The 12,743-nt window shown below is 32.8% G+C and carries 12 protein-coding genes; all 12 read left to right on the top strand.

Annotated features, from left to right (window positions below):
• Window positions 1-16 precede the first annotated feature (16 nt).
• The 12 genes from A8B35_RS16545 to A8B35_RS16490 all read left to right on the top strand — a co-directional run bounded on the left by A8B35_RS16545 (window position 17) and on the right by A8B35_RS16490 (window position 12,661).
• Window positions 17-1,270: an O-antigen ligase family protein gene (locus tag A8B35_RS16545; RefSeq protein WP_075603536.1), complete on the top strand. Its 1,254-nt coding sequence runs from the start codon at window positions 17-19 to the stop codon at window positions 1,268-1,270.
• On the top strand, window positions 1,267-2,379 hold the full coding sequence (locus A8B35_RS16540; RefSeq protein ID WP_075603535.1) for a glycosyltransferase family 4 protein: 1,113 nt from the start codon (window positions 1,267-1,269) through the stop codon (window positions 2,377-2,379). Before A8B35_RS16545 ends, A8B35_RS16540 begins: the two co-directional genes overlap by 4 nt.
• Window positions 2,379-3,467: a DUF1972 domain-containing protein gene (locus A8B35_RS16535; protein WP_075603534.1), complete on the top strand. Its 1,089-nt coding sequence runs from the start codon at window positions 2,379-2,381 to the stop codon at window positions 3,465-3,467. Before A8B35_RS16540 ends, A8B35_RS16535 begins: the two co-directional genes overlap by 1 nt.
• 3 nt (window positions 3,468-3,470) lie before the next feature.
• The gene (gene rfbA / locus A8B35_RS16530; RefSeq protein ID WP_075603533.1) at window positions 3,471-4,346 is read left to right on the top strand and encodes a glucose-1-phosphate thymidylyltransferase RfbA; all 876 of its coding nucleotides are present in this window, start codon (window positions 3,471-3,473) and stop codon (window positions 4,344-4,346) included.
• A 10-nt stretch (window positions 4,347-4,356) separates the two neighbouring features.
• Window positions 4,357-4,905 (top strand): dTDP-4-dehydrorhamnose 3,5-epimerase, encoded by a 549-nt coding sequence (gene rfbC, locus A8B35_RS16525; RefSeq protein ID WP_075603532.1) that lies wholly within the window; start codon window positions 4,357-4,359, stop codon window positions 4,903-4,905.
• A gap of 10 nt (window positions 4,906-4,915) precedes the next feature.
• A complete protein-coding gene (gene rfbB / locus A8B35_RS16520; RefSeq protein WP_075603531.1) occupies window positions 4,916-5,929 on the top strand; it encodes a dTDP-glucose 4,6-dehydratase in 1,014 nt (337 codons plus the stop codon).
• Between the two features lie 82 nt (window positions 5,930-6,011).
• The gene (locus A8B35_RS16515) at window positions 6,012-7,643 is read left to right on the top strand and encodes a capsule assembly Wzi family protein (protein WP_075603530.1); all 1,632 of its coding nucleotides are present in this window, start codon (window positions 6,012-6,014) and stop codon (window positions 7,641-7,643) included.
• Between the two features lie 100 nt (window positions 7,644-7,743).
• Window positions 7,744-9,138 carry a sugar transferase gene (locus tag A8B35_RS16510; RefSeq protein ID WP_075603529.1) on the top strand — a complete coding sequence of 465 codons (1,395 nt, stop codon included), beginning with the start codon at window positions 7,744-7,746 and terminating at the stop codon, window positions 9,136-9,138.
• A 27-nt stretch (window positions 9,139-9,165) separates the two neighbouring features.
• The gene (locus tag A8B35_RS16505) at window positions 9,166-9,978 is read left to right on the top strand and encodes a DUF4296 domain-containing protein (RefSeq protein ID WP_075603528.1); all 813 of its coding nucleotides are present in this window, start codon (window positions 9,166-9,168) and stop codon (window positions 9,976-9,978) included.
• Window positions 9,947-10,468, top strand: a complete 522-nt coding sequence (locus A8B35_RS16500) for a hypothetical protein (RefSeq protein WP_075603527.1) — start codon at window positions 9,947-9,949, stop codon at window positions 10,466-10,468. The genes A8B35_RS16505 and A8B35_RS16500 overlap by 32 nt, the downstream gene beginning before the upstream one ends.
• A 4-nt stretch (window positions 10,469-10,472) precedes the next feature.
• Window positions 10,473-11,327: a 3'(2'),5'-bisphosphate nucleotidase CysQ gene (gene cysQ / locus A8B35_RS16495; RefSeq protein ID WP_075603526.1), complete on the top strand. Its 855-nt coding sequence runs from the start codon at window positions 10,473-10,475 to the stop codon at window positions 11,325-11,327.
• 158 nt (window positions 11,328-11,485) lie between these two features.
• On the top strand, window positions 11,486-12,661 hold the full coding sequence (locus tag A8B35_RS16490; protein ID WP_075603525.1) for a phosphoglycerate kinase: 1,176 nt from the start codon (window positions 11,486-11,488) through the stop codon (window positions 12,659-12,661).
• Window positions 12,662-12,743: the final 82 nt, after the last annotated feature.

Genomic DNA, 12,743 nt, shown 5'->3' with positions numbered 1-12,743 from the left:
AAATACAATTTTTTTCATGAGGATCGGTTTGCCAGTTATACGAGAAATCAATGTTTTTGTTTTGATGTTCTTCATTCTGTATTTAGCATCACCTTTTGTAGATAGCCTAACGGGCTTTCTTATAAAGTTTAAGTATATTGCTGAAGGGTCACCGGGAAGTCCCTCCCAATTGTATAGATTATTGATGATTGGATTTGCTCTTGCAATTTTGGTTTATAAAAAAGAACTAAGTCCAAGAATAGTTTACCTTATATTCTTTTTTCTTTCTCTTGAGCTTTTTAATTCATTATTTCATCATTATACTAAAGGTCTTTTTATTGGAATAATATATGATTTTAAGATTGTGTATGTTTTTTTACTAATAAAGATAGTAAAGGTTATAAATAAGAATACCGATATCGATAAGAACCTCATTTTGAAATTGTTTTTTTTATCTGTAATTATTCATGCAATCTTAATTATTCTACCTAAGATTTTGGGTGTTGGTTTAAGTACATACGAAGATGGGACTTTTGGAACAAAAGGTTTTTTTCCCTCAAACAACGGTTTAGGTATTTGTATGGGGGTAGGTGCATTATATATTATTGATTATGTGCATTATTATAATATTAAATTTAAGAATGTAATAATAGCTATTACTTTGATTAGTGCATTACTAATAGGATCTAAAACGGTTATTTTATTGACATTGGTATCCGGTTTGTTTTTTCTATCAAAAAAATCAAAGATATATTCTATCCTTGTGTTGTTATTAGTAGTATGTTTAATTGTTGTCTTCTATAACGAAATTGTATTGTTATTTAGTACGATGTTTGAAGTTATTATATTTCGATATAATAACAATTCATTTTTTGACTTTATAGCCAGTAGTAGGTTCCTTTTTGTAAGTGAAGCATTTAGAGATTGGGATATAAGTGGCATAAATGTTTATAAATTTTTTGTTGGAGGAGGCAGTTTTTTATCATTTCGACCACTTCCCTGCCCTCAAGTTTTTGATACTATTGAAACAGATTTATTTGATGTATTCTTTTTTTATGGGTTAATTGGTGTATTCATATATATCTACTTTTTTAGTTATGTGCTTTATATTGGAATAAGAAATAACGCAAGAAAGGTTTTTGTTTTAGGGTGGTGCTTCTTATTTGCACATTCGGTTTTGGCTGGTCATATAATTTTTAATGGAATGTCCCTTTTGGTGCTACTTTCTTTTTTTTATGGTATGATTTATACAAGTAATAATACTTATACTTCAATTAATTCTAAAATATGAATATATATTGCGTTCACCAGGGGTATGAATTGTATGGTTCAGATCGCATGTTTGTTAGATCTTTAGAAGCATTTAAAAATAGATGGCCAAAGTCAAGTATAACCGTACATCTGCCACAGAAAGGATTATTGTCGGAATTAATTATTCAAAAAGGACTAGCTGATAAAATAGTATTAGAACCTTTAGGTGTATTAAGAAAGTCAGATATTAAATCACTTAGATTAGGTGGTTTATTAAAAGAGTTAATTAATATCCCCAAAAAGATTAAAAAACTTAGTGGGTTTGATCTTGTGTACATCAATTCAATAGTGGTAATAGATTATTTGGTAGCATCCAGATTCGCAAATGTCTCAAGTAAATTCATACATATACATGAATTGCCTTCTGGTATTACTAAAAGAATATTTCAGGCTATTGTTAGGTTCTCAAAAGCAAAACCAATATTTATATCTAATGCTGTTAAAGATTGTTTCCGTTTATTAAAGCATGGTACTCTAGTTTATAATGGAATAGATGGGTTAGATTGTAAACAGAACTCTAATAATAATGATACCATAAACCTATTAATGATTGGGAGGATCAATGGCTGGAAAGGCCAAGATCTATTATTAACAGCAATAGCTAACTTACCAGATGTTTATCGAGATAAAATAAAATTAAGAATTGTTGGAAGTGTATTTGAGAATCAATATTATTTTAAACAGAGATTAATTCAGATAATTAATGATAATGATCTTGATAGAATTGTTAAATTTGTGGATTTTATAAAGGATCCTCAGATTGAATATAATAACGCAGATGTTGTGGTTGTGCCTTCAAAGATGCCAGAACCTTTCGGTTTAGTTGGAATTGAAGCTGCCAGTTGCAGTAAAGTTGTATTGGCAGCTAAACACGGTGGTCTGGGTGAGATTTTTGAAGATGAAATAGATGGCATATATTTTGAACCTAGAGATGTTAAAGATTTGTCTGATAAGATTGAACAGCTTATTAAGATGAATGCTGATAAGCGTATTAGAATGGGGTATAATGCTAGGAGTTTATTTTTAAAAAGTTTTACTGCTGAGAAATATAAATCAAATTTTATTAAGGCAATACAAAGCGAATTATAGTGAATATAGGAATTATAGGAACAAGGGGAATACCTAATTATTATGGTGGATTTGAACAGTTTGCAGAATATTTGTCTGTTGGTTTAGTTAAGAAAGGACATAATGTTACTGTGTATAATTCACAACTACACCCTTATCAAGACTCAAGCTATAAGGGAGTTAATGTTATACATTGTAAGGATCCAGAAGAAATAATAGGAACAGCTGGCCAGTTTATTTATGACTTAAACTGTATACTTGATTCTCGTAAAAGGAATTTTGATATAATATTGCAGTTGGGTTATACAAGTAATAGTATATGGGGGGCTTTTTTGCCTAACAAGCCTCTTATTATTACCAATATGGATGGTTTAGAATGGAAAAGATCTAAATATTCATATGCTGTTAAAAAATTCTTACTCTTAGCAGAACGTCTTGGTGTGGTTTTCAGTGATAAGTTAATTGCAGATTCAATTGGAATTCAGAACTATTTAAGAAATAAATACAATAAGGAATCAACTTACATCGCATATGGATCAGATTTATGTGAAAGTACTAATCAATCCATATTGAGTAAATATGATGTATCACCTTACAATTATGATATGTTGATTGCTCGTTTGGAGCCAGAGAATAGTATTGAGGTTATTTTAGATGGTGTGGTTAAATCAAATTCGAAGAGGCCGTTTCTTGTTGTAGGTAAAGTAAATGCTCAGTTCGGTATTAAAATGAGAAAAAAGTTTAAAAAGTACACTAATATTCGTTTTGTTGGAGGAATATATGATATAAATATTCTTAACAACTTGCGATACTTTGCAAACTATTATTTTCATGGGCATACAGTTGGAGGCACAAATCCTAGCCTTCTTGAAGCCATGGGTTCAGGTGCTCTAATTGTCGCAAACACTAACGAATTTAATCAAACGATTCTAGGAGACGACGCATTGTATTTTAGTACTTCCGTTGAAGTAGGTGATTTGCTCGATACAAAGAATGAAAGTAGAGAATTGTATCGAAAAGAAAATTATAAAAAAATTAAAGAATTATATAATTGGGAATCAATAATAGATCAGTATGAAGATTTGTTTTTAAAATTTTTAAAAAAGTAGGTCATGAAAGGAATTATACTAGCAGGAGGCTCAGGTACTCGCTTACACCCTATCACATTAGCAACCTCAAAACAATTGCTACCTATCTATGATAAGCCAATGATTTATTACCCTTTATCAGTTTTAATGTTAGCAGGTATTAGAGAGGTTTTAATAATAACTACCCCTGAAGATCAAGCTGCATTTAAGAGATTGCTTGGAGATGGGGCTCAATTAGGTGTTAAATTATCATATGTTATACAGCCCTCTCCTGATGGATTAGCACAAGCTTTTATTTTGGGTGAAGACTTCATAGGAAATGATGATGTTTGTTTAGTACTTGGGGATAATATTTTTTACGGTCATGGCTTTACTGATTTATTGTCAAGTGCTGTTGAAACTGTCAAAGAAGAAAAGAAAGCGGCTGTATTTGGATATTGGGTAAATGATCCAGAGAGATATGGAGTATGTACTTTTGATGAAAATGGAAGTGTGACCAGTATTGAGGAAAAACCCGATGATCCTAAATCCAACTATGCTGTAGTAGGTTTGTATTTCTATCCGAATGATGTGATTAAAGTGGCAAAAGAGATCAAACCTAGCCCACGTGGAGAATTAGAGATTACAACAGTCAATCAGGAATATCTCTCACAAGAGCGCTTAAAGGTTGATTTAATGGGGCGTGGTTTTGCTTGGTTAGATACAGGTACTCATGAATCTTTGCTTGAAGCGAGTCATTTTATCGAGACATTACAAAAAAGAATTGGCTTAAAAGTTGCATGCCCTGAGGAAATAGCCTTTACTCAAGGTTGGATTAGCAAAGACGAACTCTTGGCTTTAGGACAAAAATTGAGTAAAAATCAATATGGGCAATATTTGTTGTCTCTAGCAACTAGATAGTAAAAAAAACATGGAATTTAAGGAAACCAAACTCAAAGGTTGTTATATTATTACTCCAAATATATTTGGAGATCCTAGAGGTTACTTTTTTGAGTCATTTAATCAACAGTTGTTTGAAGACAATATAGGGAAAATATCTTTTGTTCAAGATAATGAATCGCGTTCTTCATATGGCGTGTTAAGAGGGCTTCACTTTCAAAAGCCACCATTTAATCAAGCTAAACTGGTAAGATGTGTAGAAGGTAAAGTTTTGGATGTAGTAGTTGATTTACGAAAAGATTCAAATACATATGGTAAGCATATTACAGTAGAATTATCAGCAGAAAATAAGAAGCAGTTATTTGTACCACGAGGTTTTGCTCATGGTTTTGTTGTGTTGAGTGAAACTGCCATTTTTAGTTATAAAGTGGATAATTGGTATTCTGCACAATCAGATAGTGGAATTGCTTATAACGATGTTGATTTAAATATTGATTGGCAAATAGATGAGGAGGCTGTTCTTCTATCAGTGAAGGATAGTCAACTTCAATCATTAGCCCAGTTAAATAGCCCATTTTAAAACATAGAAAATGAAAAAAAGTATTTTAATTACAGGTGGTGCAGGATTTATTGGTGCTAATTTTGTTCCTTACTTCTTTGCGAAGTATACAGACTATAGAATTATCAATATTGATAAGTTAACCTATGCTGGCGACTTAAAAAATCTTTCGGAGCTTATTAAGGGAGATAGATATAAATTTGTAAAAGGAGATATTTGTAATAGAGAGTTAATTGAATATCTTTTTGAAGAGTATAATATACAAGGGGTAATTCATTTTGCAGCAGAGAGTCATGTGGATAATTCCATTTCAGGACCTGAAGTTTTTATAAAAACTAATGTAAATGGAACTTTTACATTATTAGATGTAGCCCGTAAATATTGGATGGATAAACCTTTTCAATATAAGTCAGGATTTGAAGAATGCCGTTTTCACCATATTTCTACTGATGAGGTTTATGGAACTCTAGGTAAAACTGGATTGTTTAAAGAAGATACACCATACGCTCCTAACAGCCCTTACTCTTCATCTAAAGCTAGTTCTGATTTACTAGTTCGTTCCTACTTCCATACCTATGGTATGAATGTTACTACAAGTAATTGTAGTAATAATTACGGACCAAAGCAACATGATGAGAAATTAATTCCTACGATAATCAGAAAAGCACTGGCTTTGGAAAGTATTCCTATATATGGTGATGGTAAAAATGTACGTGATTGGTTATATGTTCTAGATCATTGTATAGGTGTTGATTTAGTCTACCATAAAGGTAGGTCGGGAGAGACTTATAATATAGGAGGTAGAAATGAAAGAGATAATCTTTTTGTAGTGAGCTATATTTGTTCTCAATTAGATATACTTCAGCCGCGCTCTGATGGGCAAAATTACAGTGAATTAATAATATTTGTGGAAGATAGAGCTGGGCATGATAGGCGATATGCTATTGATGCAACTAAGATTGAAGATGAATTAGGCTGGAAAGCAAATGAGAATTTTGAATCAGGCATTGTTAAAACAATTGATTGGTATTTATCCAAAATTTAGTGTAATTATTCCATACCTTTGCGAATATTATTTTGAGAGCTTATTAAGCTCTCTTTTTATTTAAAATATAAGAACTATTTCCATGCCACTAAAAAGAATATTAAGTGCGTTATATGTTTTAATTTTTGTGAGTAATATCAATTCTCAAGACAAGCTAAATGTTAATGTTAATACATTTGGATTAGTATCTTCTAACGATCAAATAGTGCCGCATTACCAGCATTCTAATAATTGGGGTATAGTTTCGCCTCTAGATGAATCTAACTTCTTTTTGCAAGCTGGCTTGTCTTATCAAATTCTTAATAATAGAAATATTAGTTTAAAAACCGGTATTTCTGTGGTCGGGAAAGATAATATTGATGATAGTTTTCTTCAAGAAATATTTATTAGTGGGAAAGCATTTAATTTTCTAAATTTCTCTCTAGGTAAAGAAGCCTACTCTCCTGTTGCATATGATGATCGAATTACTGTAGGTAGTTTTCTTTATAATAGCAATGCAAGACCTGTTCCGAGGATTACTGTAGGTATATATGAATATCTACCATTAGGATTTACTAATGATTGGTTTGCTATTAGAGGGGGTATTTCTGAAGGCGTATTGAATGATGATAGAACAAAAAAAGAAAAAAATAATAGTGCAAACAACGTACTTCTTCATGAGAAATGGGCTTATGGTCGTTTTGGTAAAGGAAAAGTTCAACCATATGTAGGAATAGTTCACAGTGCCATACACGGAGGGACACGACCTGATGGTACTAAGATCCCAGTAGATTATTGGGCGACTTTCTTTGCTTCAGGATCTGAAACCCTTGGTGGAGGTGAGGCTACGAATGCAGCTGGGGCTCATGAAGGCTTTTGGGATTTCGGAATTTACACAGATATTGGTAAACACAGTGTTCAAGCATATATTCAAAAACCTTTTGCTGATGGTTCAGGAATGAATTTTTGGCGATTCAATAATAAAGATTTTAAAATTGGCCTTATAGCAGATGTTAAAGATATTAAGTGGCTTAATAAATTTAGTATAGAGTTTATGAGGACTGATCATCAGTCAGGGCCTGGTACGCCAGATCCATATTATCCAGTTGCATACAATGGCCATGGGAAAGGTCATATAATTTGGGATGATGATATTAATGATGATTATGATCGTTTTATGCATGAGGTTTTTGATCAAACCTCAACAGGTTGGCAAAAGGATGCTGTATGGGAACATATAAGAAATGAAACCAATTACGGATACAAATTTGGGGGACGTGATGATTATAATAATAATGGAAGTTATTATAATGGTTGGACATATCATGGGCAAAATTTAGGTAATCCATTATATCATACTAGTGAAATGGTAACTGCATATGCTCCCGATTATGAGCAACGGGATGCAGTTAGGTTTATGAATACTAGAGTTCGTGCAGTTCATCTTGGACTACAAGGAAGCATAATACCTGCCCTTGACTATCTTTTTAAAACAACAATTACAAATAATTTTGGCTCTTATAGTGAGGAGTATGTTACAAGAGAAAGTTGGGAGGAAGTTGAGAATTACTACTACAAAGGCGGTAAAACACAAGTATATTCTTTCTTGGAATTAAATTATATGCCAAAAAAGTTGGATAAGCTTCAGTTTTCTAGTTCTATAGCTTATGACGGTGGACAATTATATAATAGTTTTGGTTGGTCTTTAGGTTTAAAGTATAAGCCCTTTAATTAAGTGTTTTTGATATTTTCTTAAACGAAAATTGTATCATCGGTTAATTTTATATCTTTGTAAGCCGTTAAAATTTGATCAATAATACCATAAACTTAAATAGATGCTGAGACAAAAAGAATCAGTAGTAAATAATTTTCTAGCAATCATAGAAGTATTAATCGGATGGGTATCTTTTAACCTATCCTTATTCTTATATTTTGGTCATTTTTCCTTTCTTAGATATAAGGATTCTGTTATTCTGCATCTCATTATAGCATTTGTTTGGTTTACATTAGGTAAGTATTTTAGATTAGCACAGATACATAGATCCCGACCTTACTCTGCTATTTTTTTTAATTGTGTAAGTCTTGTCGGCATTGGAGTTGGAATTCTTGGTTTAGCTGTTCTTGGCTTTGATTTATACTATGTGGGGATTGATCCTTTAATTTATTTTGCTGCAGTAAACTTGCTGTTAATGTTCAGTTTTAAAGTTTTGTTATATTCATTCTTTAAAAGGGCACGTTTACATGGACGCAACTCACGATCTATAATTATTATGGGAGATCATTCAGCTAGCTCTTTCATTGATCAAGTGATAAAATATAAAGAATGGGGTTACAAGATTACGGCTATTATAGGAGATGAAAAATTAAAGGAAAAATATGGCAATCAATTTACTTGGTTGTCTATGGATAGTGATATCGATCAGATTCTAGAGCAAAAAACCATAGATGAGTTAATTTTGATTGAAGATGGCATGAATGTGGAAGCCATTGAAAGATTAATTTTCTCATGTTCAGAAGTTGGTGTAACATTTAGAATGTACTCTCCCCTTTTTAATAGATTGAAAAGCAAAGCTCATGTACATCATTATAGCACAATGCCTTTATTAACAATTGCAAATACTCCAATGGATTATTTGGCAATGCGAATTAAGGCTGTGGCTGATTTTATGACTTCATTTACCATTATAATTTTGGCCTCTCCTGTATTTGTAATTATTTCTTTGTTGATAATGTTTACTTCTAAAGGGCCTGTGTTTTTTAAGCAAAAAAGGGTTGGTTTACGAGGTCGTAAATTTTATGCTTATAAGTTTAGAACAATGGTAACCAATGCCGAGGAGCTTAAGAAAAAGCTTATGGAGGATAATGAAATGGACGGTCCTGTTTTTAAGATGAAAAATGATCCAAGGATTACGAGTATTGGTAAGTTTCTTCGAAAAACAAGTTTAGATGAGTTACCTCAATTTTTCAATGTTTTATTAGGTGACATGTCTATTGTAGGTCCACGTCCACCAGTACCTCAGGAGGTAAAAGAATACGAACGTTGGCAACTGCGTAGGTTATCTATGAAACCTGGTATAACTTGTACGTGGCAAGTTTCGGGTCGTAATAATATTTCTTTTGAGGAGTGGATGAAAATGGATTTGGATTATATTGATAATTGGTCTCTTAAATTAGACTTCGTAATCTTTCTAAAAACCATTCGTACAATGGTGAGGGCTGATGGGCATTAATAGCATTATACTTTGTCTTCTATGCATATGAAATATTTAATAACTCTATTGGTAATATCTACTTGCTTGGTCTCTTGTATTCAAGATAGACTTCCTAATGGATTCCCCGATGAAGAAGAGTTTGCCGAAATACTTGCTGATGTTCATTTATCAGAAGCGACTATAAGTCAGCTACGGTTGAATAATAAAGATATTGATTCTAAGGCTTCGGCTTATTACCAAGGTGTATTAGAGAAGCATAATCTTACAGAAGAATTATTTGATACCATAACTTCATGGTATTTATCACATCCTCAGATTTATCAAGAAGTTTATGAAAGTGTTCTTTCAAAATTAGGGCATAAAGAGGCTGAATGGCAACAGATAGTTAAGGATCAAAAAGCCAAAGAAGAGTCTATTCGCAAAGAGAAAGAGCGAAGAAATATCTGGAAACTAGATAAGAAATTTAGTATTAATGATAAGGATACTATTGATCGAAGAATTCCTTTTGAATTTGATGTTGATACTATTGAAGCTGATTCTTATCGATTAAGTGCCTTTTATCAGTTCCTAAAAGGGAACTTAGCCGATAGTGTTAAGTTAGAATTAATTGCCATGTATAAGGATAGTAGTTTTGATACATTACAATATCATCTGCCATCTACCTATAACAATACAAAAGCAGAGTTATTTGTAGGTAAGGATGGTAATGATACAATAGTGAAATTATCAGGATACCTTTTGAATCATGATACAACAGAGTTAATTAAAGCTCGTGTTAAGCAAATTGAATTAGAATTTATTCCACCTGTTGATTCACTTCTATTGAATGAGGAAAATAGCATCTCATTATTACCTTAGACCAGACAATAGTATTGGTAAATTTCCGGTTATCACCTTTGATAGCTCTGGAAGAATTATTGAGGTTCGTGAGCGTGTTCAATTTTCTGAAGAACCCTTTATGGAGCACGTAAATGGTTTAATAGTTCCTAAGCTAATTTCATCGGTATCCTCCTCTTTCTTTTTGCAAGATAAAGAGGAGCAATTATTGAGATTAAGACAATTTGTGAAAAGGGGTAATATCTCAGTAAAATGCGACCTTAATAACATTTCTGAACTAAATGAGTTGATTAAAGTTTTACCGCGATTGACCAGTTTTTCTGAGTTAAATGCGGAAGATTATGATGCCTATGCTGATTTAATTTCTTCAGAATCGATATTGGACTTTTTTAATAGTAATAATTTTGGCACAATATCAGAAGGTAATTCGTCGGGCCTTCTTGCTATATCAGGTGTTGGTAAGGAGCCTTTTAGATGGAACTCTAAAAGTAAGATGAAAATAATAATATAAGAATATGAGTGATTTATTAAATAAGGCCATTGAGGCTACCGTTAATGCTGGCAAAGCAATAATGGAAATTTATAGAAGTGGTGATTTTGGTGTTGAGATTAAAGGCGATAATTCACCTCTAACCCTTGCTGATAAAGCTGCTCATAATATTATTGTTGAGGCTTTAACTTCAACTCAAATTCCAATATTAAGCGAAGAGGGTAAGCATGATTCTTATGAATCGAGAAAAGATTGGAATAAATTATGGGTTGTCGACCCTATTGATGGCACAAAAGAATTCATAAAAAAAACGGGTGAGTTTACCGTAAATATTGCTTTGGTTGAGGATAATTATCCTGTATCAGGAGTTGTGTTTGTGCCGGCTAAGGGTGAATTATATTATGGGTCATTAGAAGAAGGGGCCTTTAAAGTAATTCTATCAGGTAACTGGGAAAATGAAAATTGTTCGAGTTTTCGAAATCAGGAGAAGGTTAAACTTCCATCTCGTGCCAATAATGTTAGCCTACAAGTTATGGCAAGCGTAAGTCATCTTTCAAAAGAAACTGAAGAGTTTGTTGATCTATTAAAAAATGAATATGGGTCAATTGATTTCTTATCAGTAGGAAGCTCATTAAAAATATGTAAAGTAGCAGAAGGTGTTGCAGATATATATCCGCGTCTTGGGCCTACTATGGAATGGGATACGGCCGCAGGTCAGGCAGTAGCTGAAGCTGCAGGTGCTCGTTTTATTAATTGGAAATCGGAATTGCGATTTGATTATAACCGATCAAATTTGTTAAACGACTGGTTTGTTGTATACGGATCAAAAATTAAGGATGAAACTTTAAAAGTGTTAATTGATCAATTTAAGAAGGGTTAATTAACTTTTGTTAGTGCTTTCTAAAAGCTAATTTATATCATTTTTAAACTTAGTTTGGTTATATTTGCGCAACAAGTGATAAATGGTGTTTATGAGTTAAGGTATAGCACCATACTGAATTGAATTTTATTTTATAATAACCATATAATTTTATTAACATGCCTGCAATTGAAACTTATAATTTCTCAGGAAAAAAGGCGATTATCCGTGTGGATTTTAACGTGCCGTTAAACGATAAATTCGAGATTACTGATGATACTCGTATTTTAGCAGCTCTTCCAACTATCAAAAAAGTATTAGCTGACGGTGGTGCTGTAATCTTAATGTCTCACCTTGGTCGTCCAAAGGGAGAAGTACAAGAAAAATTCTCATTAAAGCACGTGGTAGCGCATTTATCTGCTAAATTAGGTGTTGATGTAAAAATGGCTCCTGACTGTGTTGGTACTGAGGTTAAGGCTATGGCTGATGATCTTAAAATGGGGGAAGTAATGTTATTAGAAAACTTACGTTTCCACAATGCTGAGACTAAAGGTGAAGAGGAATTCTCTAAGCAACTTTCAGAATTAGCTGATGTATATGTAAACGATGCTTTCGGTACTGCTCACCGTGCTCATGCTTCTACTACTATTATCGCTAAGTATTTCGACGAAAAAATGGCAGGTTACCTATTAGATAAAGAAATCAAGTTCTTAGGTGATACTGTTTCTAATCCAGAGCGTCCTTTTGTTGCTATCGTTGGTGGTGCTAAAGTTTCTGGTAAATTAGAGGTGTTAAAATCATTAATTGAAAAAGTAGATACTATCCTTATTGGTGGTGGTATGGCTTATACATTCTTAAAAGCTCAAGGTCACGGAATTGGTGGTTCTTTAGTTGAGGATGATTTAATTGATACTGCAAAACAAATTTTAGTTGATGCTAATGCTAAAGGAGTTAACTTTATGTTACCTACTGATAACCTAGCTGCTGACAAATTTGCTGATGATGCAGATATTCAAGTTGTAGGTGTTGAAATTCCAGAAGGAAGAATGGCACTTGATGTTGGTCCTGATACAGTAAAAGCATATTCTGCAGAAATCGCAGGTGCTAAAACTATTGTTTGGAATGGCCCAATGGGATGTTTTGAAATGCCTAACTTCTCAAAAGGAACATTTGGTGTTTGTGAAGCTGTTGCTGCTTCTGCTGCAACTTCTATTATTGGTGGTGGTGATTCTGTTGCTGCTGTTAACCAAAGTGGATTAGCTGACAAAATGAGCCATATTTCAACAGGTGGTGGTGCTTCTTTGGAGTACTTAGAAGGAAAAGTTCTTCCAGGTGTTGAAGCTGTAACTAAGTAATTTTATTACTGTCATATTATAAAGCTCTGCATTAGCAGGGCTTTTTTTATGCTCAAATATTTACCTTTGCGAAAATTATAAT

Source organism: Saccharicrinis aurantiacus (genome assembly GCF_001660705.2).
Lineage (GTDB): Bacteria > Bacteroidota > Bacteroidia > Bacteroidales > Marinilabiliaceae > Saccharicrinis > Saccharicrinis aurantiacus.
Note: the sequence above shows the minus strand (reverse complement) of the source record. Positions and strands in the feature narration are given on the sequence as shown.